The sequence below is a fragment of the Bacillus sp. TSO22 genome, assembly GCF_020223595.1.
In the GTDB taxonomy this organism is placed as follows: domain Bacteria; phylum Bacillota; class Bacilli; order Bacillales; family Bacillaceae; genus Bacillus; species Bacillus inaquosorum.
This window is the reverse complement of record NZ_JAHAWO010000001.1, coordinates 193,120-214,578: the sequence shown is the minus strand read 5'-3', so window position 1 is coordinate 214,578 and position 21,459 is coordinate 193,120. Positions and strand designations below refer to the sequence as shown.

The following is a 21,459-nucleotide window of genomic DNA, read 5'->3' as shown; positions in this document are numbered from 1 at the left end:
CGCTTTTCTGCTTTTTATAAATCAAGCGGGCTGTAATAAATGCCGATCAAGATCGCTTCAATCACCAGAAGAAGCGGTACTCCGTACTTAAAAGACGCGTGTTTTGTTTTATGTCTGAAGGTTTGCATGCCGAGCCATACACCGAGCGCTCCAAACACGATCGCAATCAGCCACAGCCGGTCTTCAGAAATTCTCCATTTATGCTGCTGCGCTTTTCGCTTGTCAACACCCATCACACAAAAACCGCAAAGATTCATCAGCACCAAATAGACAGCGATAACCATGTTGCCTCATCCTTTATATAAAAAAGCCGCTCTGCTGGAGAGCGGCCTTATATGATTACTTGTTTAATTGAGCTTTAGCAGCATCAGCAAGCTGATTGAATGCAGTAAGATCGTTTACAGCAAGATCAGCAAGCATTTTACGGTTTACTTCGATACCAGAAAGCTTAAGACCGTGCATTAAACGGCTGTAAGAAAGACCGTTCATGCGAGCAGCTGCGTTGATACGAGTGATCCAAAGCTTACGGAAATCACGTTTTTTCTGACGACGGTCACGGAAAGCATAGTTTCCAGATTTCATGACCTGCTGGTTAGCTACTTTGTATAATGTATGTTTTGAACCGAAATAACCTTTTGCTAATTTAAGAACCTTTTTACGACGCTTACGTGTAACAGTTCCGCCTTTTACTCTTGGCATTAAATTTCCCTCCTAATTGTTCCTTGTCCGATTACTTGATGTTAGCAAGCATTTGTTTGATACGTTTGAAGTCTCCTGCGCTTACAACAGCACTCTTGCGAAGCTTACGCTTTTGCTTTTGAGATTTGTTGGCGAATAAGTGACTTGTGTACGCATGAGAACGTTTTAACTTCCCAGAACCTGTCTTTTTAAAACGTTTAGCAGATCCGCGGTGAGTTTTCATTTTTGGCATGGGATTTCCTCCTTATTGCTTTTCGTTTTTCGGCGCGAGCATTAAGAACATGCTGCGGCCGTCCATTTTTGGTTTTGTTTCGACAGTCGCAACCTCAGCACATGCTTCAGAAAAACGGTCTAACACACGCTGACCGATTTCTTTATGAGTGATTGCGCGTCCTTTAAAGCGGATAGAAGCTTTTACTTTATCGCCTTTTTCAAGGAATTTAATCGCATTGCGCAATTTCGTGTTAAAGTCATGCTCATCGATTGTCGGACTTAACCGAACTTCTTTTAAGTTAATGATTTTTTGATTCTTGCGTGCTTCTTTTTCCTTTTTCTGCTGCTCAAATCGGAACTTACCGTAGTCCATGATTCGGCAGACAGGCGGTTTTGCATTCGCTGCAACTAACACAAGGTCAAGATTTGCGCGGCCGGCGATTTCAAGTGCTTCCTGACGGGACTTGATTCCCAGCTGGTCGCCATTTTGTCCGATTAAACGGACCTCACGTGCACGGATACCCTCATTAACCAATTGATCTTTGCTAATAATGAGCCACCTCCATAGTTTCTTCGAATTGATTCACAACTCATTTTGACTGCATTCTGCAGGCAAACAAAAAGTGCGGGCATTATAAAACACCCACACTACGAACATCTGTATCAATAAAAATGTACGGTCAACCTGCCAACTACATGCATGTGTCAATCAGGTGAGAAGCGGGTGCTTCTGCTTGTGATTTATATTCAATTCAATAACTATTCTACACAATACCGGATCTTTAGTCAAGGACGACTTATCCGGAACAACTTTTATATTGTAACATGGGTTTACTATGAGTGCAAGAGAGAAAAAGAAAATCTTTCATCCTCATCCAGAATGGAAAGTTTCTGAACCGCTTAGCCACGCATCAAGTGTTCTGTTGAATAAGCTCGATTCAGCCTGCGGTGCTACATGACCGATCCCCGAAATGCTGAAAGTAGCTGATTTGCTGTTCCCACATCCAGCCGCTGACACCCCGCCATGAATAAAGACCATGAGCCGAGGATGGTAAACACCTGATTCTATTGTATATAGAATCAATAGTCTCCTTCCATCCTTCTCCTTATTTCGCAGCTTCCAATAAAACCACTGACAGGAAAAAATGTAAAGTAAAGTTAATACCTAACCGATATAAGAAGCAGAAGGGAGTCTGACACATGAACAAACTGATACAGCTTGCTTTATTTTTCACATTGATATTAACCGGTTGCTCGAATAGCAGCATATCTTCTGAACCAAAAGCTGAAACGGTTAAGACAGCCGTAGTATTTAATCAAAAGGAACTAGAGAAAGAGCTGAAAAAACTAAAACCCGTTTCACTGGACATGGATTTCGAGAGTCCACTCGCTGCTGAGTTAGGAAAGCGGAAGGCAAAAGAAGCAGCCGAGAAGCAAAGACAGATCGCAGCCGAGAAAAAACGTGAAAAAGAGCGGGAGGCGAAACGAAAGAAACAGCAGGAGGAAGCAGCGGAGAGACAGCGATTTGCGGAAGCGGAAAGACAAGCTGAACTTGAAAGACAGCGGCAGGCAGCAATCCAAAAAGAACAGAAAGCGAACGCTGAAAAAAAGCGGCAATCGCAGGCACAACGGCAGCAGACCGAGGCACCCTCATCTAATAGTCAAGATCCACCTTCTTCCTCGAGCCAGACGGATAAAACCATTCAACAGCCAGCTTCAGAGCTTCCTGATGACGATGGTTATGGTTATGAAGAACGAAAAAAGTGGCATGACGATCAAGTGGAATGGGGCATTAAACAAGGGTATATCGATCCCGAAGACGCACCATAAAAGAAAAAGCCAAGGCATTCAGCCTTGGCTTATCCTCCGATCAGCTGCATGAACACAGGGATGACCAGAACCGTTACCACTCCCACTACGACAACAGCAATACTTGCCATCGCAGCTTCAACTTCTCCCATCTCGATCCCGACGGCTACACCGAGTGCATGTCCGGACGTTCCGAGTGCCAATCCTTTAGAAATCGGATTCTTTACTTTAAACACCTTTAAGAACAATGCTCCGAGCGCATACACAATGACAGCGTTAAAGATGACCGCAAAGGCAGTGATATCGCTAATGCCTCCGATGTCTTTTGATAAAGGAAGCGCAATTGCCGTTGTTGCCGCCTGCGGGAGCATACTTTTCATCACGGCCGCATCGAGGTGAATGCCTTTTGCGAGCAAATAAACAATCGTGACAGAGCAGATAGAGCCGACAATAATGGAGGACATGATTTGCCACCAGTATTTTTTCAGCTTATCTCTTTGTTTGTACAAAGGAATGGCAAAAGCGATCGTCGCCGGTTCAAGGAAAAACTTAATGATTTCTCCCCCGTTATTATAGTCCGCGTAGGAATAACCGCCGATTTTTAAAAATGCGATCCCAAGCACCATGGCAACAAACAAAGGAGTGAAAAGGAAGAAGCCTTTCGTTTTCTTAAATAAAAAGGTGCCGATGCCGAATGCAGCAAGTGATACGACAATTCCGAAATAAGGACTCATTGTGCTTTCCATCTGAAGAACCTCCTTTTTCCTTAATGGTGAACGAGTTCTTTATTGTTCTGCGGGCTTTGCACTGTTTTTGTTTTCACGTCCGCTGCGGTTTTGCGTTTTCCGCTCAGCGAAAGAATCAGCTGAGAAAACAATCCCGTAGCCCCCAGCAAAATAATCGTTGCGAGCAGAATGACAAGAACAATTTGCAGACCGTATTGCTGCATCACGCCAAGCGAATTCATAACAGATATACCAGACGGAACAAATAAAAATCCGATCAGAGAGGTTAAAGACGTTCCGAGCGTTTCTACTTGTTCCAATTTAATGACTTTCAAACATAATAGGAGAAATAATAAGACCAACCCTACAACCGATGCCGGGATAGGGATTGGGACAATAGCGGCAATCATATTTGAAACCAGCATAATGACGGCAAAAATAAATGCTTGTGTTAAGAACCCGTACACTTTTTTAGCACTCATTTTCTTCACCTCTTTCTCTTTGGTACCCCCATTATAAATAAGAATCCCTTGTTATAAAGCGCTTACAAGATAACATGCCGAATAGCGGGACTGAGTTGCAGAAACAAATGGCTGAAATGCAAAAAGCCGCCCATCAAATATGGAGCAGCTTTTTCAATTCCTTCGCATATGTCCGGCTGACCGGTATTTTTGATCCATCTTTCATAATCAGGTTATAGGTTGAATTAAACCACGGCTGAATTTCTTTAAGATATTCGGTATTGACGACAAAGCTCCGATGGACGCGGATAAAACCAGCATCAGACAGCTTTTTCTCAATGACAACGAGCGTATCGCTGACCGTATACGATGTATCGAAGGTTTTTACATTGACATGACCATCTTCCGTTCCGGCATAGATAATGTCCTTCGTATCTACGATCACTATTGATTCTCCTACAGATAGTGCGAGTTTGTGCTGGCCGGAATGACTGCTCTGATCTGTTTCAACAATATCCCGATTGACTTTTTTATATTTTTTCAGCGTTTGCTGAATTCTTTCCTCATCGAAAGGCTTGGTTAAATAATCAAGGGCGTCCACCTCAAATGCTTTGAGCGCATACTGGTCATATGCCGTCGCAAACACAACAGCAGGAGGATGCTTCATTTTCTTCAACCGCTTTGCGATATCAAAACCGTTTTCTCCGGATAAATCAACGTCTAAAAACAGCAAGTCAGGCTTTTGATCCATCATTTGGTCAAAAGCAGATTCAATATTTTCCGCTTCATTGATTTCCATTTCCTCATTGGTCCGCTTGAGCAAGTAAGCCAGTTCATCCCTTGCCAGCATCTCATCATCAACTATTAACACCCTGAGCATGTTCTTCTCCCTCTTTCATATGTTGCATTGGCACTCGAAAGGAAACCTCTGTCCCTTTCTGAACCTCACTCCTGATATCTAGTGCGGCCTGCTGTCCGAATAAACCAATCAGCCGCTGATTCAGGTTATAGAGCGCTGTACCGGTTCCCTCCTTAGACGGAAACGGTTTCTTTCCCAGCTCCGGAAGGATGTCCGGCGGAATTCCCCGTCCGTTATCCGTCACCTTCATATAGACGGATGTATCATCAGATAAGACACAGACCGTAACTTTGCACATGTCTTGTTTTTTCGGAAACGCATGCCGAAGCGCGTTCTCCACAAGCACCTGTAAAACAAACGGTGGGATTTCAATCTGCTCCAGCCTGCTGTCGATATTGAGCTCAATCTTATATTTCCCGGGAAAACGCGCCTGTTCTAATGATAAATAGGCGTGAAGGTGGTTCAGCTCCTTTGAGAGCGGAATCAGCAGCTGTCTCGCTCCTTGAAGGTTTGAACGAAAATAAACGCTGAGCTGCAATAAGAGCTTACGGGTTTTTTCAACATCCGTGCGGCATAACGCAGAAATTGTATTGATCGCATTAAATAAAAAATGCGGATTCACCTGTGCTTGAAGCGCTTTGATTTCAGCATCCTTGAGAAGCTTGCTTTGCAGCTCTGCTTCCCCAAGCTCAAGCTGTGTCGAAAACAGCATGGCCAGCCCCTCAGCAAGCTCCTCCTCTACCTGACTCAGGCCTGCCGGGTTTTTAAAGTACATTTTTAAGGTGCCGATTGTATTTCCGTTTGATGTCAGCGGCAGGACAATTGCCGCGTGCAAAGGGCATTCAGAATGTGTGCATTCAATCTCTTCCTGTGAAATCGCCTTCATAATTTGCCCTGTTTTAATCACCTTTTTGGACAGGCCAGTGATCAAGCTTTTTGATGGGATGTGATGATCCATTCCCGCGCCGACATGCGCAAGGATCTTTTCTTTATCAGTGAGAGACACCGCATCCGTTCCGGTCAGCTTATGGATAATAGACGCTACACTTTTACAGGAGTTTTCATTTAGACCTTGGCGAAAAAATGGAAGCGTCTGGTCAGCAATCGTCAGCACTCTGTGCGTTTCAAGCGCCCTTGCCTGCTCTTCCTTGCGAATGATCGCTTGGATAATCGACAGGAAAATAAAACTGCCTGTCCCATTGATGAGTATCATCGGAATTCCGATCATGCTGACAAGCTCCCAAGCGTCACTGAACGGCTTTGCCATCAGCAAAATAATCACCATCTGCAGTGACTCCATGCCGATTCCCACAAGAGCGGCGACACGCGGTGTCGGCATTCGGTAGCGCTTCGTAAAATACCTGCCGATAAAGCCGGCAAGAACACCCGCTAAAACGGATGATACCGCACAGCTTAAGGCCGTGCTGCCGCCGAGCGAAAAACGATGAAGGCCTGCCAGTATACCGATCCCCGCTCCTACAAACGGACCTCCGAGAAGGCCTCCGATTTCCACGCCCAAAATACGGGTATTCGCAATAGAGCCAGACGGATCTATCGCAAACACCCAGTCATTGTTTACAATCATATTTTTTTGAATTTCAATGCCTGTATAATTGCTGATGATGCTGAAAAGAGAAAAAATAGAAATTAAAACCGCTTTTCCTTTATAGCCGTCCTGATTTTGCAGCGCTTGTCTGAACAGCTTTGTATGGGCGAGAATGAACCCCAATATAACAATAATCCCTACCCTCTCAAGCATCATAATCATTAAATGAATCATGCATGTCACCTGTTCTTTCCATTTTCATTCTAGCATGTTTTCGGTCCATGAATTTCATGGCTGACTGTTTTTTTAAAATCGTCTGAAAACATATTTCACAAGGCTATTATCTATTGTAAAATAAAACATGAGCCTTTTGACAGAAAGATTTGAATCTGAAGCAGAGGAGAAGATCATGAAAGCCGTATTTTTTGATTTAGACGATACACTACTTTGGGATGAAAAAAGCGTCAGAACAACATTTGCAGAAACTTGTTTACAAGCGGAGAAAAAATATGGCCTTGACCATCAGGCATTCGAAGCAGCTGTTCGCGAAGCGGCGAGAGAATTGTACATGTCATATGAGACGTATCCATATACTGTGATGATCGGCATTAACCCGTTTGAAGGACTGTGGTCCAATTTCTCAGAACCGATCAGTGAAGGATTTCAGAAGCTGAACAAGATTGTGCCGGAGTATAGAAGAAACGCATGGACAAACGGACTGAAGGCGCTTGGCATCGATGATCCGGCATACGGCGAATTTTTAGGAGAGTTTTTTGCGGCAGAGCGCAGAAGACGCCCGTTTGTATATGATGAGACATTTGCTGTACTCGATCAATTAAAAGGCAAGTATGAATTGCTGCTTTTGACAAACGGAGATCCGAGTCTGCAAAAGGAAAAGCTCGCAGGCGTGCCTGAACTCGCTCCTTATTTCAATGAAATCGTCATTTCGGGCGCTTTCGGCAAAGGGAAACCGGATGTTTCAATCTTTGAACACTGCCTTAAGCTGATGAATATTGAAAAAGACGATGCGATCATGGTCGGCGATAATTTGAATACTGATATTTTAGGCGCTTCAAGAGCCGGAATGAAAACCGTTTGGATCAACCGGACGGATAAGAAAAACGAAACTGACGTGACGCCTGATTACATCATCAGCAGCCTTCATGATTTGTTTCCTATATTAGAGAAATAAAAAGAGCATGATCTCTTCAATGAGATCATGCTCTTTTTTATGTTATTTTTTCGCTTCAGCTACTGCCTTTTTCACAAAATCATCAAATGAAATGGTTTCAGAGTTCTGCTCTCCGTACTTACGGACGTTTACCGCTCCGTTTTCTGCCTCTTGGTCACCGACCACAAGCATATACGGAATTTTTTGCATTTGCGCTTCACGGATTTTGTAGCCGATTTTTTCATCACGGCTGTCGACTTCTACGCGCAGGCCTTCACGCTGCAGGCGTTCCTGCACTTTTTTCGCGTAGTCTAAATGCACAGCCGGAGAAACCGGGATGACTTGGAATTGAACCGGTGCAAGCCATGTTGGCAGCGCGCCTTTGTGTTCTTCGATTAAGAAGGCAACAAAACGTTCCATTGTTGATACGACACCTCTGTGAATAACAACCGGACGGTGCTGCTTGCCGTCTTCGCCGATATAAGTCAGATCGAAACGTTCAGGCAATAAGAAGTCAAGCTGAACCGTAGACAATGTTTCTTCTTTGCCGATCGCTGTTTTCACCTGAACATCAAGTTTAGGGCCGTAGAATGCCGCTTCACCTTCTGCTTCGTAATAATCATGGCCGATTTCGTCCATTGCTTCTTTCAGCATGGATTGTGCTTTGTTCCACATTTCATCGTCATCAAAATATTTCTCTGTGTCTTCCGGATCACGGTAAGAGAGACGGAATGTGTAATCACTTAAACCGAAGTCTTCATATACTTCCTGGATTAAACGGACTGTACGGATAAACTCATCCTTAATTTGATCCGGACGCACAAAGATGTGCGCATCGTTTAATGTCATGCCGCGCACACGCTGAAGACCTGACAGCGCACCTGACATTTCATAGCGGTGCATTGTTCCCAGCTCCGCAATACGAATCGGAAGCTCGCGGTAGCTGTGGATGTCGTTTTTGTAAATCATCATATGGTGCGGGCAGTTCATCGGGCGGAGCACAAGTGTTTCATTATCCATTTCCATCGGAGGGAACATGCCCTCCTGATAATGATCCCAGTGTCCTGATGTTTCATACAGCTCTTTGCTTCCAAGCACAGGTGTGTATACGTGCTCATAGCCGAGGCTGATTTCTTTATCGACAATATAGCGCTCGATGACGCGGCGGATTGTCGCGCCTTTTGGCAGCCAAAGCGGCAGGCCTTGTCCGACTTTTTGAGAATTCGCAAACAGCTTTAATTCTTTGCCGAGCTTTCTGTGGTCACGCTCTTTTGCTTCTTCAAGCATGCGAAGATGCTCTTCAAGATCAGCTTTTTTGAAGAACGCTGTGCCGTATACGCGCTGAAGCATTTGGTTGTTGCTGTCACCGCGCCAATATGCACCTGCAAGGCTTAACAGCTTAAACTCTTTGATTTTTCCTGTTGAAGGAACGTGCACGCCGCGGCACAGGTCAAAGAATTCGCCTTGCTCATAGATCGAAACCGTTTCTCCTTCAGGAATCGCATCCAATAGTTCAAGCTTCAGGTCGTCGCCGATTTCTGCAAAACGGGCTTTCGCTTCTTCACGGCTGACTTCTTTTCGAACGATCGGAAGGTTCGCATTGACGATTTTTTTCATTTCTTTCTCAATTTTCGGCAGATCTTCCGGCGTAATCGCTTCTTCCATTTCTACATCGTAGTAAAAACCGTTTTCGATGACTGGACCGACACCGAATTTAACATCTTTGTAGATGCGTTTAATCGCTTGAGCCAGCAAATGAGCCGTACTGTGGCGCATAATTTGAAGACCTTCTTCTGAGCCTTCTGTAATGATTTCCACTGTACCGTCTTCATTGATCGGTGTTCTCAAATCGATTTCTTTTCCGTTCAGTTTTCCGGCTAATGATTTTTTCTTTAATCCCGGACTGATGGATGCCGCGATATCTTCTGTTGTTGTTCCTTTCGCAAACTCCTTGACTGCTCCGTCAGGAAATGTGATTTTTACCATATCTGACATCTTTGTCACTCCTTTTTTTGCATATAAAAACCCCGCCCCCTATGAAAGGGACGAGGTTGAATAAACGGAATCGTGGTTCCACCCTTTTTTCCGCATAGCCAATACTCCGGCACCTGCGGCTCTAAGCTCTGTAACGGGAGTTCCCGTCAGCCATTACTGTTCCTTATGAAGGAGTTCACAGCTGAAGTTCAAAGGCGGTAAAGCGAATGGTCCTTAGCTGGGAAGCTTGCAGCCGTGACTTCCCTCTCTTTGAGCCGGTATCATTCCTTCATGTCCTTATCAATACGTGTGTCTTTCTTAATCTCCTATGTATTATAAATTGTTCATTCCAAAAAATCAACACGATCGTATTTCCTTTTTTTCAAACCGACAGCCTTATATATACAGGCTGCCGGCCCTTATCCTTCCGAGTGCTTTACCGGTATTTCTGCACCTGAAAAAGCGTGCAGCGGAAGCATTTCCAATCGCTCTTGAAATACGTTTTGAATGGTCCTTGCCATCATGTGCTCGGGCTGGTCGGTGTAAAGCACCACTTCATCAGGCGCGATGGAAATCAGCGGCGCAAGCAAATGAGAATCAATGTACATAGGATGATCCCGGACAAATCGCCTGTCTATGTATTTCATTTTTTCCCGTTCCGGCACATACCGCAGCTCCCATAATGTAAATGAACCATCATGGACAATATGCACCTTTTTGATTCGCGGCTGTTTGGCTGTTACATAGTCTCTGAGTGTTTGAATAAAGTTTTGATATTCCTGTTCCATCTTATATTCATCTATCGCCGCTTCCGTAATGTCTCTCAGCTGTTTGTAGTATTGTCCGAGTCGGAAAGTCTGAAAAGAACGAATGGAAAATACACCTTCCTCTAAACAGATCGTTTGGAGTTCATCCAAAATTGATTGTTTCCGCGAAAGCTTTAGCGGCTCAAAAGGAAGATCGTCTGCTTCTCCTTCAATAATACTGTGTGCGAGCTGAAGGATTTGCTGCTGTTCATCCTGGTCCGTGAAGCAGTATGTTCCCTCAATCAATGACAGCATATGCTCGTCTTCTTTGCATTCTAAAAAAAATTTGACCAGAATCGGCTCCATAAAACGCTGAATAGAGAAAGCCGGCTTCGCTTTTTCAATCCCGATTTTCCGTATGCCTTCACGGACAATGAGGTTGTTCCGATCGTCCGAATGCTGAATGAGATGTAAAAAAGCGGCTGCATCATGGTCATCTTCAAAGATTATTTCAAGCATGTTTGTCCCCCCTTACGGCATCTGTTACAAGTATATGGGGGATGTTTTTAAAATAGACGTAAAGGTCACTGGCAAATCTTAATTTGATTCTTGAAACAAGCTTTGCATTTTCTTTCTGAAGATAAATGGCAGCGAGACAAAAACGATATACAAAGTGAGCACCATAAAGAAAGCGGGCAGATTCCCAGTCAAAAAGCTCGCTCCCAGCACATTCAGCGCAATGGTTCCAGGGATGATTCCCACGGCCGTCGCTGCAAAATACGGCAGCGCTTTGACATTGGAAAGGCCTGCCGCATAGCTGACGAAATCAAAATTGATCGGCAGGATTCTTAAAAGAAAGATATAAAAAAATCCGTTATCCTCCATTTGCTTCTGAATGGCTTCCAGCTTTTCGTAATGGCCGTTCTTTTTCGCCGCAAACAAACCGGCCGCAAAAAACGATACAGCAGAAGCGCACATCGAACCGAACAATGTGTAAAGCGTGCCGACAAGCGGGCCAAACGCAAGTCCGCCCGCTATAGAAATAACAGATACCGGAAATAAAACAAGAGGTCTGACGATGGATATCCCGATAAACATAAGCGGCGCAAAGACCCCGAATGACAATACCCATACTCTGATCTCTTTCGGCGATAAATTCAAATACGTTTTATTTCCCCAATAGACTAAACCTGCACCTGCAAGCACTGCCAGCCATTTAACAGCCGTTTTTATTTTCATACCCTCAGTTCCTTCCCCTTTGAACCGCAGCGATTACGGATGGCGGCGGTTTTCTCCGTCAAGACGGATCGGAGCAGCCAGATATAATATCCGCTCCATTAGTCTTGCCGCTTTTACTTCTTCCTTTTCTCCCCTTTGCGAATACGTAAAATGATGCTTCAGCTCGTCAGGTGAGAAATTAGAAGAAAAGAAAGTCGGCAGCTGCTGGGACATTCTGTGCTGAAGCACCGTTCCAATGACTTCATCCCTTACCCAGCTTGTCATTGATTCCGCCCCGATGTCATCAAGCATCAATACGGGTGTTGTTTTGACCATATTGAGTTTCTCTTCCAATGAATGGTCTTGCAGCGAATTTTTAAGCTCTCTCACAAATTCGGGCACATAAACGATCATAGAGGAATACTCTTTTTCCGCCAGCTCATTGGCAATCGCAGCGAGCATAAACGTTTTTCCTACCCCGAACTTCCCGTATAAGTACAGTCCTTTCCCTTTTCCCGTCTCATTATAGCTTTTCAGAAAATCTGTAACATGCTGGAACATCGCGAGCCTGCTCGGGTCACTGATATCGACCTGCTGGAACGTTGCCCCGAGGAGATCCTGCTGGATATACATGCTTTTCATAAGAGACTTTTGTTTTTTCTGCTGGTCGAGCTTCCGTTTGACCGGACATTCATAATACTCGATATCAATAGAGCGGCCATTGACAACAAGCTTCGGATGGTAGCCCTCCAACAGATTGTTGCAATCTTCATCTTCCGAACAATAGGAGCAATTCTTGCTTTGCCCGATATATTCATAAAGCTTATTTAAGCTCTTTTCGATCATTTTTTGGTCAATTATTTGTTCGTTTTCCTTCAAAAATACCTGAACATCTTGATCATTCATGACTTTTTCCTTCATTTGTTCAAGGCGTTTTTGGAAATCCGGTCTGCCGGTTACGCCCTGCAGGGAACGGCCGATTGGTTCCATCTATTACTTCACCCCGCATCTCTGCCTTTAATAGGCAGAGTATTTTTTCAGTTTTTGCATTTCTTCCATCATCTTTTTCTTCTGTTCTTCCAAATCCTGCGGTTGCAGCTTCTGCTGTCCGGCTTCTGAATCGGACGCTGTCTCTTTTTCTTTCATCCAATCAGGAAGTTTTTCTTCGCGAATCACTTTTTGGTTTCGTTTTGAAGGCTGATTTGCTTTTCCCTCAGCCCATTCAAGGTATTGGCGGTTTTCTTCTATCGCGAGCTTCATCGCTTCTCTGACCGTTTTTACCTTTTTGCGCGCCCAATGCGAGGCGATTTTTTGAATATAGTTTTTCGACAGCTTCATGTCAGTTTTCAGCATGACATAATAAATTAACACATTTGTAACGCCTGGCTCGAGCTTCTGTTCAAACATAATTTCTTCAATGATTTTCAGATCCGCTTTTGACGGCTCTGTTCCGTCGGCAATGTCCTGGAGAAGCTTCTTCGGAGAAATCGCCTCCAGCAATGCGATCAGCTTTCCGTCCAGTGAATCCTCTTCCACCGGCTTTTCGCCTTCACGGAGGTGCACCGGCTGTGTTTTTTCCACTAAGTCAGGCAGCTGTCCGTTTCTTTCGATTTGATACCAATCGCTGGCCGCTTTTCTTAAAGCCTCCGTCGTAATCACATCACGCTCATCAATCGCACTCATCACGACATTTTGCATCTGCAAAGGATCTATGCCATACAGATAAGAAAGCTTTTTGATTGTGTCGCGCACCTGCTGGGTCATCGCTTTTCTCGGAATCATCGTCTCAGAAAGTCCCGCTAAAAACAAATCAAAATCAAACACTTCCTCCGTTATGGTATAAGACGGCGCTTGTCCGACAGAAGTATATTCTGTGCCCGGCGCAAGTCTCACCGTTTCCTCCATATCAGGTGTGAGCTTCCATTCACTCGGCTGCAACGATTCAAACGCATGATTAAACGGCCGCGTAATGTCCTTCGCATCTTCTGAAATAGCCGGGTGCGTGAAAAATTGTTTTAATTGCTGATACTTTGTTTTTCCGACTCTATTGTACAGAAAAACATTCAGCATTCCGTCTTCAAAAAATTCATTTGGCCTGAGCGGCGGGAGGAGTTCATATATAAAGAGGCGCTCCTGCCGCTCGGATTCTTTCATATATGCTTTTAGCAATCCTATGCCCTCGAGCTTCCCCTGTTCCTGATGAATCGTTTTTAAATTGGACTGTGTCATCCCCATCAGCTGTCTATGTGTGGACTCTCCGCCCCACAGACGGTTTTGTTCAAGCTCTCCCCACAATGTCATATAAAGAGAGAATGCAACAGGGCCGATTAAGGGCTGATACAGTTGTGTGATAATTTGTCTGTCTATATCCTGCAGCATCGATCTGCTTTTGACCACATACGGATCTACAGGCAGTACATCTTTCCAATAGTCAGCCATACATTCTCAAACCTTCCGAATTTGTTTCTACCTTTCATTTTACACCGTTTCTTATATCTATCAAATGCCAATTTTGCACATGAGAAAAGAGCTAGAAGAATCCTCTTAGCTCTTTTAACGCTCTTTCTTTATTAAGTCTTTTAATTCGTCGATAAAGACATTTATATCTTTAAACTGCCGATAGACGGACGCGAACCGCACATATGCGACTTCATCAATCTTAGCCAGCCGGTCCATGACCATTTCTCCGACGAGCTCGCTTTTTACCTCAGAGCAGCCTTGATTGCGAAGTTCTTTTTCAATATCAAAGCACATGTCTTCAAGCGTTTTGAGTGAAACGGGTCTTTTTTCACATGCTTTTATGAGGCCGCGCAGCATTTTTTCTCTGCTGAATTCCTCACGCACGCCTTCTTTTTTCACTACGATGAGCGGGGTTTCCTCCACTTTCTCAAAGGTCGTAAACCGGTAGTGGCAGGATTCGCACTCACGTCTTCGGCGAATCGATTTTCCGTCATCCACAGGACGTGAATCAAGGACTCGCGTTCCGTTATGCTGGCATGAAGGACATTTCAATAAAATCAGCTCCCAACTATTTCGTTCCCTGCAATGTATTTTCGGCAGCCTCCGCCTTTTCAAAATAAATGTGACAGCCATCTGTCGGGAGAGCCGTTGTGTAAAGCATTCTACAGCATCAGGTGGTTTGTGAAAATCTCTTTCTTATTTTACAAAAAAAATGAAAAAAGAAAAAGCTGACCACTCTTGTTTCTTTATAAAAATAAAAGGAGCATAAGCTAAAAAGCGCATAACGGCTTTCTAGCTTCAGCTCCCTTTGTGTTCGTGATTACTTTATAGTACCTTCGCTTGCGCCTGTTTAATTTGCACAGGCCCCATTCCTCTCGGTATTTCAATGTTTTCTCTTGTATCAGCATGTAATGCCTCTGCGATGTAGTCAGCAGCGACATTAGGATCTAAGTCTCCACAAGTATAAACATCAATGCTCGCATATCCGTGCTCAGGAAAACTGTGAATTGTTAAGTGTGATTCAGAAATAATCACAACTCCGCTTACGCCTTGCGGTGCAAATTTGTGAAATGCAACCTCGCGCACCTCAGCACCTGATTTTAGAGCAGCATTTACAAACGTTTTTTCAATAAAATCCATGTCATTCAGCTTATCAAAATCGCATCCCCATAGCTCGGAGATAACGTGACGCCCCATTGTTTCCATAGTCATGGACCCCCCTTAACAAGAATTAAAAAGTGAAATTCCAACAACTGGGTCGGCCATTTACCACGGGGGAAAGTTAGTCCGGAGAGGTCCTAACCCTTTAAGTAATTCCGAAACAGTCTCAAGCAAGAAGTTCACGAAAAATAGTATACTGTGTTTAAGTCTAATTTGCAAGGTGCGTTTTTTCAGAAATATGCTGTTAAGGGTTTTTTCTTCAAAGTGCGTCCATGACCTTATTCTATACAGCAGACGGATGTTTCATTCGTGCCGCTACATGGCGGATCAGATCAACGACTCTGCATGAGTAGCCCCATTCGTTGTCATACCACGCGAGCACCTTTACTTTCCTGTCTTCCATTACCATTGTTGTAAGCCCGTCAATGACCGCTGAATGGGGATTCGTATTGTAGTCAGTTGAAACGAGCGGTTCATCTGAATAATCAAGCACGCCGTACATCGACGTTTTGGCAGCCCGTTTAAATGCCTCGTTTACCTCTTCAGCCGTTACATCTGATTTCAGATCGACAACGAGATCAACTAATGAGACGTTCGGAACAGGGACACGCAAGGCGAGGCCATGAAGCTTTCCTTTCAGATGCGGCAGTACGAGCGAAAGCGCCTTTGCCGCTCCAGTTGTCGTTGGAATGATGGATTCACCGCAGGCCCGCGCCCGGCGCAAATCCTTGTGCGGATTATCAATATTTTTCTGGTCATTCGTATACGCATGAACCGTGGTCATCAGCCCGCTCTCAATGCCAAATTCTTCATCCAGCACTTTAACAACAGGCGCAAGGCAGTTTGTCGTGCATGACGCATTTGAAATGATGACATGACGGTCTGCGTCGAATTGGTCCTCATTTACTCCCATCACAATGGTAACGTCTTCATTTTTTCCCGGAGCAGTCAGAATGACTTTTTTCGCACCCGCTTCTATATGGCCCATCGCTTTATCTTTTGAATTAAATTTTCCTGTTGCTTCAACGACAATGTCAATATCATATTCGCCCCAAGGAAGCTGTTTTGGATCACGGCTGTTTAATAAAAGCACTTTCTTTCCATTCACGATCAGGCTGTCTTCACCAGCCACAACCTCTTTGTCGTACCTGCCGTGAATTGTGTCATACTTTATTAAATGAGCCAGCGTTTCTGCGGAATAGCTGGCGTTAATGGCCACTACTTGAATTTGATCGTCTAACATTGCTTTTCTGAAGACCATTCTTCCGATTCTTCCAAACCCGTTGATCGCTACTTTTACCTTCATGTTGGACACCCCTTATCAATTATGCCATCCTAATTTACTGCTATCTAAAATTAGTATAACACATTAAAATGAAATCGCCAGTACATATTGATAAAAATCAACGATTATAACGCTAATTTATGATGCATTATAGGTTTTCTTGCACACAATATCAGGCGTAAGAACCAAAAAGCAGCCAGCGCTCCGCACTGACTGCTCTTTTTATGATTCCTGTTTTAACTTATCATTGAGCACACTTTCTTCTAACACAGAAAATGTATCCCCGTACACTCTGTTAATATGATTCGCTCCCCAAGCACAAAGCATGTCTAAAATCCCTTCTAAGCTGCGGCCGTATTCGCTGAGCTCGTATTCCACTTTGGGAGGAACCTGATTGTACACGATCCGGTTAATGACACCGTCCGCTTCCAGCTCACGCAGCTGCTGGGTCAGCATTTTTTGCGTGATGTTAGGCATCAGGCGCTTTAATTCACTCGTGCGTTTTTTTCCGTGCGTCAGGTGGCATAAAATGACGCACTTCCATTTCCCGCCGATCACTTCAAGAGTCGCTTCAACAGAAATGTTATATTTTTTCTTCTCCATACCGTTCATTCTCCTTACAGGCACTAAAAAGTGACTATAGCACTTAAAAGTACGTACTTTTCTTTCTTGATGATATCTTTCATAATCACATTTGCCGGCTGATTTGAATCTGCTCTATTTTATTTATATAGCTTACTCGGCAGAATTTCAATCATACAACACATTACACAAAGGAGGAATATGATGACTTCAGCCAATAAAAGCAAAAGCAGCATTCCTGCACTCCTGGCTCTGGCTGTAAGTGCATTCGCCATAGGGACAACCGAATTTATCAGCGTCGGCCTTTTGCCGTTAATTTCTGATGATCTGGACATTCCTGTCACAACAGCGGGATTGACCGTTTCCCTATATGCGCTTGGCGTTACATTCGGAGCCCCTATTTTAACTTCATTGACGTCAAGCATGTCACGAAAGACGCTATTGCTTTGGATCATGTTCATTTTTATTGCCGGGAATACGATGGCAGCTACCGCTTCAAGCATCGGGATTTTATTAGCAGCACGTGTGATATCAGCTTTTTCACACGGTGTGTTTATGTCGATCGGTTCGACGATCGCAGCGGATATTGTCCCTGAGGATAAAAGGGCCAGCGCGATTTCGATTATGTTTACAGGCCTCACTGTGGCAACTGTAACCGGTGTTCCTTTCGGCACGTTTATCGGTCAGCAGCTCGGCTGGCGTTTTGCCTTTATGGTTATTATCGCCGTCGGAGTTATTGCTTTCATTACAAATGGCATCCTTGTTCCGTCCAAATTACGAAAAGGGACGAAAACAACGATGCGAGATCAATTGAAGCTTGTGACAAACGGCCGGTTATTGCTTTTATTTGTCATTACGGCGCTTGGATACGGAGGAACATTCGTTGTGTTCACATATCTGTCTCCCTTGCTTCAGGAAGTAACAGGCTTCAAAGCCGGAACTGTAGCAGTGATCCTGCTCGGATACGGAATTGCCATCGCAATCGGCAATATGATCGGCGGAAGGCTGTCAAACCGAAATCCGATTGCCGCTTTATTCTATATGTTTATCGTACAGGCACTCGTTCTGTTCGCACTAGCATTTACGGCTCCATATCAAACAGCTGGCCTCATTACTATTCTCTGTATGGGCTTGCTGGCCTTTATGAATGTGCCCGGCCTTCAGGTGTATGTCGTTATGCTGGCTGAACGTTTTGTCCCGAGTGCAGTTGACGTCGCATCCGCGATGAATATCGCTGCCTTTAATGCAGGGATTGCGCTTGGCTCATACCTTGGAGGTGTGATTACCGATTCAATCGGACTGATTCACACCGCTTGGATAGGCGGATTAATGGTAGTCGGTGCAGTTATCTTAACAGGCTGGAGCCGCTTGATGGAAAAACGAGATCGGCAGGCAGCCTGACAATTTCAAAGGAGGAAATCAACATGACAACACATTTACAAGCTACAGCAACACTTCATAATGGGGTAAAAATGCCTTGGTTCGGCCTCGGCGTGTTCCAAGTGGAAGAAGGAACTGAACTGGTAAACGCCGTTAGAACCGCAATTGTTCACGGATACCGCAGTATTGATACTGCCGCTATCTATGGAAATGAAGCTGGAGTCGGAGAAGGACTTCAGCAAGGTATTGACGAAGCAGGCATCTCAAGAGAGGACCTATTTATTACATCAAAAGTGTGGAATGCGGATTTAGGATACGAGGAAACACTCGCCGCGTTTGAAACAAGCCTGTCAAAACTCGGTTTGGATTATTTAGATTTATACCTTATCCACTGGCCTGTAGAGGGAAAATACAAAGAAGCATGGAGAGCGCTTGAAACACTTTATAAAGAAGGCCGTGTCAAAGCGATCGGCGTGAGCAACTTCCAAATCCATCATCTTGAAGATTTGATGACGGCTGCTGAAATCAAACCTATGATCAACCAAGTGGAATTCCATCCGCACCTTACACAAAAAGAGCTGATGGCATACTGCCAAAAACAAGGCATCCAGATGGAAGCCTGGTCACCTTTAATGCAGGGGCAGCTGCTGGATCATCCTGTACTGGCAGACATCGCTCAAACATATAACAAATCTGTCGCGCAAATCATTTTGCGCTGGGATCTGCAGCATGGCATCATTACGATTCCTAAATCAACGAAAGAACATCGTATTAAAGAAAATGCCAGCGTATTTGACTTTGAATTAACACAGGATGACATGAACCGAATCGATGCGCTGAATGAAAACCTGCGCGTCGGTCCTGACCCGGACAACTTTGATTTTTAATGAAAAAACACCGTTCATATTGAACGGTGTTTTTGTATTATGCCCAGCCAGTGATGACTTCATCAAGCTGCTGTCTGGTCTCTTCAAGCGTGCCGCTGTTATCGATGACTTGATCTGCTCTTGCTGTTTTTTCCTCTAAAGGCATTTGAGCGCGGATACGGCTGACGGCTTCTTCTTCCGTCAGCTGATTGCGCTTCATAAGACGTTCCAGCTGAAGCTCTTTGGTCACACTGACCACAATAATTTTATCAACTAAAGATTCCAATTTGCTTTCAAACAATAGCGGGATATCCAATACAACAAATGCCTCCCGATTTGCAATGGCTTCATCACGGCGCTTAAGCATTTCCTGCCTGACTGCGGGATGAACAATTGCATTTAAAGCGAGACGCTTTTGTTCATTTGTAAATACCAGTGCTCCAAGCTTTTTCCGATCTATATCGCCATTTGGGAGCAGAATGTCTTCACCGAATTCGTCAATGATTTGCCGGTAGGCCGGCATCCCTTTTTCTACCGCTTGTTTTGCAATAATATCTGCATCTATAACTGTTATTCCTTTTTCAATCAGCATATTGGCAACCGTGCTTTTGCCGCTAGCTATTCCTCCCGTTAAACCAATGACTAAGGTCAAGAGATCAACTCCTTTTTACAATTTCCAGAGCCCAATCGTGATCAGTAGAAGCCCCGGCAAAAACGCCATTTTATCGATCCATTTCCACTTAGACAGAAAATGGCCGGCATTGATTCCGATTGATACAAACAGCGAGCTCATGACTGCCACGGCGATGCTCATCACAATCGGTGAAAAACCGAGAATGGCTGCCCCTATACCTGCTCCGAAGGCATCAATTGATAAGGCAAATCCCAATAAGACCGCCTCAATCCCATTGATCACACCCGATTTGTCGATATCCGCACTCATGGGCTTTCTCAAAATATGAATCACAATCCCTAATGACCGAACCTCTAAATTAAGCAGCGTTTTTTCATGCAATAAGTATTCTTTGTCTTTTGCCGGCCTGAAAAATTGATACAGAACCCACGCACCGATTCCGACCAATATCAAACCGCCAAGCTTCTCCGTCACATATACAGGAAAAAACTTTGTGAGAAAGCTTCCGATCAGCATGGATATAAACATGACAGCACCGGAACAGCAGGCGATAACCAAAATCGCTTTAAACGGTATTTTCATTTTTCTCAATCCGTACGTAAATCCGACAGAAAAACTGTCCAAGCTGACAGCCAACGCCAGCAGCAGTATAGAAACCATTTGCATATCCGTTTCTTCCTTTCTGTTGGTGCTCTTGTATCAGATGTAAAAATGCCCGGGATTCATCACAATCATATATATGGAAAAGTAAAAAATCCGTGTTTCGAAAATGGCATTCCTCTATTACAGAATTACTGATATATGCACCGACAGCTTGGACGATGAAGCATTATGCTACTTTTTTTTCTGGCACTTCGCGCAAAAATGCGTGCCCCTGCCTCCGACGACAATTTTTGAAATCATCGTTCCGCAATTTTTGCACGGCTCGTCTTTTTTTCCGTACACAAAATGCTGAAGCTGGAACATTCCGATTTCCCCTTGGGAGTTGATATATGAGCGGACAGTGCTGCCGCCCGCGTCAATCGCTTCCTGCAGGGTGTTTTTGATTTCAGCGTGAAGTGTTTTGATTGTTTTGTCTGATAATTGATTTGCTTTCGTCTCGGGATGGACACCCGCTCTAAAAAGAGCCTCGTCCACATAAATGTTCCCGAGTCCGACAACCGTTTTTTGATCCAGCAGGGCGGTTTTGACAGCACGGTTTGTTTTAGCAAGCTGTTCTTTTAAATATGCACTCGTAAATTCTTCTGCATCCGGCTCCGGCCCTAACTGAGAAAGCGGAAGCTCGCCCGCTTCCTCTCCCGGTTTAAATAAGTGCATGGTTCCGAACTTTCGCACATCCCTGTAACGAAGCTGAGTTCCGTCCGTCATCGTGAATATGACATGCACGTGTTTATCGTCTGGCTCCTCCGCTTGATGAAGCCCGTATTTCCCTTCCATTCGAAGGTGGGAAACCATGACATAATGATCTAAATGAAACAGTAAAAACTTTCCCCGTCTTCCGATAGACTGTATCGTTTCTCCTGTTAGTTTTCGCGCAAATTCCTCCGGTTCGGCAGGCCGTTTGATGATATTTGGCCATCTGATCTCTACCGATTTAATTGTTTTTCCCTTTACAAGCCCGGTCAGAGTGCGCCGGACGGTTTCAACCTCTGGTAATTCCGGCACATCCA

Annotated in this window: 24 protein-coding genes, 1 pseudogene and 1 other annotated feature; of the genes and pseudogenes, 4 read left to right on the top strand and 21 right to left on the bottom strand. The window is 44.4% G+C overall.

Translation table 11 applies throughout. The features are described 5' to 3' along the window. Positions 1-14: 14 nt before the first annotated feature. From KHQ79_RS01155 to KHQ79_RS01135, 5 genes are all read right to left on the bottom strand, one after another. A complete protein-coding gene (locus tag KHQ79_RS01155; RefSeq protein WP_019259137.1) occupies positions 15-284 on the bottom strand; it encodes a DUF1294 domain-containing protein in 270 nt (89 codons plus the stop codon). A 55-nt stretch (positions 285-339) separates the two neighbouring features. Next, the gene (rplT, locus tag KHQ79_RS01150; RefSeq protein ID WP_003222420.1) at positions 340-699 is read right to left on the bottom strand and encodes a 50S ribosomal protein L20; all 360 of its coding nucleotides are present in this window, start codon (positions 697-699) and stop codon (positions 340-342) included. Between the two features lie 31 nt (positions 700-730). Then, on the bottom strand, positions 731-931 hold the full coding sequence (rpmI, locus tag KHQ79_RS01145) for a 50S ribosomal protein L35 (protein ID WP_003222418.1): 201 nt from the start codon (positions 929-931) through the stop codon (positions 731-733). A gap of 12 nt (positions 932-943) precedes the next feature. After that, the gene (infC, locus tag KHQ79_RS01140) at positions 944-1,465 is read right to left on the bottom strand and encodes a translation initiation factor IF-3 (protein WP_010886591.1); all 522 of its coding nucleotides are present in this window, start codon (positions 1,463-1,465) and stop codon (positions 944-946) included. Between the two features lie 58 nt (positions 1,466-1,523). Beyond that, positions 1,524-1,654 (bottom strand) — a sequence feature (ribosomal protein L20 leader region). 129 nt (positions 1,655-1,783) lie between these two features. Then, positions 1,784-1,996: a hypothetical protein gene (locus KHQ79_RS01135; protein ID WP_225514053.1), complete on the bottom strand. Its 213-nt coding sequence runs from the start codon at positions 1,994-1,996 to the stop codon at positions 1,784-1,786. A gap of 116 nt (positions 1,997-2,112) precedes the next feature. Between KHQ79_RS01135 and KHQ79_RS01130 the strand changes: the two genes are divergently transcribed. Beyond that, positions 2,113-2,742 carry a hypothetical protein gene (locus KHQ79_RS01130; RefSeq protein WP_225514052.1) on the top strand — a complete coding sequence of 210 codons (630 nt, stop codon included), beginning with the start codon at positions 2,113-2,115 and terminating at the stop codon, positions 2,740-2,742. A 29-nt stretch (positions 2,743-2,771) separates the two neighbouring features. Here the strand turns inward: KHQ79_RS01130 and lrgB are convergent, their stop codons facing one another. The 4 genes from lrgB to lytS form a co-directional block, all read right to left on the bottom strand. Continuing rightward, entirely contained in the window at positions 2,772-3,467 is a 696-nt protein-coding gene (gene lrgB, locus KHQ79_RS01125) for an antiholin-like protein LrgB (protein WP_119914124.1), read from the bottom strand. A 20-nt stretch (positions 3,468-3,487) separates the two neighbouring features. Next, positions 3,488-3,928: an antiholin-like murein hydrolase modulator LrgA gene (gene lrgA / locus KHQ79_RS01120; protein WP_003237738.1), complete on the bottom strand. Its 441-nt coding sequence runs from the start codon at positions 3,926-3,928 to the stop codon at positions 3,488-3,490. A 133-nt stretch (positions 3,929-4,061) separates the two neighbouring features. Next, on the bottom strand, positions 4,062-4,787 hold the full coding sequence (lytT, locus tag KHQ79_RS01115; RefSeq protein WP_019259139.1) for a two-component system response regulator LytT: 726 nt from the start codon (positions 4,785-4,787) through the stop codon (positions 4,062-4,064). Further along, positions 4,765-6,546 (bottom strand): two-component system sensor histidine kinase LytS, encoded by a 1,782-nt coding sequence (lytS, locus tag KHQ79_RS01110; RefSeq protein WP_225514051.1) that lies wholly within the window; start codon positions 6,544-6,546, stop codon positions 4,765-4,767. The genes lytT and lytS overlap by 23 nt, the downstream gene beginning before the upstream one ends. Before the next feature lie 175 nt (positions 6,547-6,721). Here lytS and KHQ79_RS01105 point away from each other — a divergent pair, with 175 nt between their 5' ends. Further along, the gene (locus KHQ79_RS01105; RefSeq protein ID WP_019259141.1) at positions 6,722-7,504 is read left to right on the top strand and encodes an HAD family hydrolase; all 783 of its coding nucleotides are present in this window, start codon (positions 6,722-6,724) and stop codon (positions 7,502-7,504) included. Positions 7,505-7,546: 42 nt separating this feature from the next. Here the strand turns inward: KHQ79_RS01105 and thrS are convergent, their stop codons facing one another. The 9 genes from thrS to KHQ79_RS01060 all read right to left on the bottom strand — a co-directional run bounded on the left by thrS (position 7,547) and on the right by KHQ79_RS01060 (position 16,930). Continuing rightward, positions 7,547-9,478, bottom strand: coding sequence for a threonine--tRNA ligase (gene thrS, locus KHQ79_RS01100; protein WP_003237745.1), 1,932 nt, complete (start codon positions 9,476-9,478; stop codon positions 7,547-7,549). Between the two features lie 398 nt (positions 9,479-9,876). Next, a complete protein-coding gene (gene ytxC, locus KHQ79_RS01095; protein ID WP_003237747.1) occupies positions 9,877-10,722 on the bottom strand; it encodes a putative sporulation protein YtxC in 846 nt (281 codons plus the stop codon). Between the two features lie 78 nt (positions 10,723-10,800). Continuing rightward, the gene (locus KHQ79_RS01090; RefSeq protein WP_003237748.1) at positions 10,801-11,442 is read right to left on the bottom strand and encodes a TVP38/TMEM64 family protein; all 642 of its coding nucleotides are present in this window, start codon (positions 11,440-11,442) and stop codon (positions 10,801-10,803) included. A gap of 33 nt (positions 11,443-11,475) precedes the next feature. Next, entirely contained in the window at positions 11,476-12,411 is a 936-nt protein-coding gene (gene dnaI / locus KHQ79_RS01085) for a primosomal protein DnaI (RefSeq protein WP_225514050.1), read from the bottom strand. A 27-nt stretch (positions 12,412-12,438) separates the two neighbouring features. After that, entirely contained in the window at positions 12,439-13,860 is a 1,422-nt protein-coding gene (gene dnaB / locus KHQ79_RS01080) for a replicative helicase loading/DNA remodeling protein DnaB (protein ID WP_225514049.1), read from the bottom strand. A gap of 114 nt (positions 13,861-13,974) precedes the next feature. Further along, complete coding sequence (nrdR, locus tag KHQ79_RS01075) at positions 13,975-14,433, bottom strand: transcriptional regulator NrdR (RefSeq protein WP_003223586.1); 459 nt, start codon at positions 14,431-14,433, stop codon at positions 13,975-13,977. A gap of 273 nt (positions 14,434-14,706) precedes the next feature. Continuing rightward, on the bottom strand, positions 14,707-15,087 hold the full coding sequence (speD, locus tag KHQ79_RS01070; protein WP_003223584.1) for an adenosylmethionine decarboxylase: 381 nt from the start codon (positions 15,085-15,087) through the stop codon (positions 14,707-14,709). A 238-nt stretch (positions 15,088-15,325) separates the two neighbouring features. Beyond that, positions 15,326-16,348, bottom strand: a complete 1,023-nt coding sequence (locus KHQ79_RS01065) for a glyceraldehyde-3-phosphate dehydrogenase (protein ID WP_003237755.1) — start codon at positions 16,346-16,348, stop codon at positions 15,326-15,328. A 201-nt stretch (positions 16,349-16,549) separates the two neighbouring features. Then, positions 16,550-16,930: a winged helix-turn-helix transcriptional regulator gene (locus KHQ79_RS01060; RefSeq protein ID WP_003229458.1), complete on the bottom strand. Its 381-nt coding sequence runs from the start codon at positions 16,928-16,930 to the stop codon at positions 16,550-16,552. A gap of 183 nt (positions 16,931-17,113) precedes the next feature. Here KHQ79_RS01060 and KHQ79_RS01055 point away from each other — a divergent pair, with 183 nt between their 5' ends. Further along, a complete protein-coding gene (locus tag KHQ79_RS01055) occupies positions 17,114-18,310 on the top strand; it encodes an MFS transporter (RefSeq protein ID WP_225514048.1) in 1,197 nt (398 codons plus the stop codon). A 23-nt stretch (positions 18,311-18,333) separates the two neighbouring features. Further along, positions 18,334-19,176 (top strand): aldo/keto reductase YtbE, encoded by an 843-nt coding sequence (ytbE, locus tag KHQ79_RS01050; protein ID WP_225514047.1) that lies wholly within the window; start codon positions 18,334-18,336, stop codon positions 19,174-19,176. A gap of 37 nt (positions 19,177-19,213) precedes the next feature. On the opposite strand, the gene coaE is transcribed toward ytbE, so the two are convergent. From coaE to mutM, 3 genes and pseudogenes are all read right to left on the bottom strand, one after another. Next, positions 19,214-19,807, bottom strand: a complete 594-nt coding sequence (gene coaE, locus KHQ79_RS01045) for a dephospho-CoA kinase (RefSeq protein WP_003237762.1) — start codon at positions 19,805-19,807, stop codon at positions 19,214-19,216. 15 nt (positions 19,808-19,822) lie between these two features. Continuing rightward, a pseudogene (gene ytaF, locus KHQ79_RS01040) lies at positions 19,823-20,473 on the bottom strand (sporulation membrane protein YtaF); the annotation flags it as partial. Between the two features lie 150 nt (positions 20,474-20,623). Beyond that, on the bottom strand, positions 20,624-21,454 hold the full coding sequence (gene mutM, locus KHQ79_RS01035; RefSeq protein ID WP_133486492.1) for a DNA-formamidopyrimidine glycosylase: 831 nt from the start codon (positions 21,452-21,454) through the stop codon (positions 20,624-20,626). Positions 21,455-21,459 lie beyond the last annotated feature (5 nt).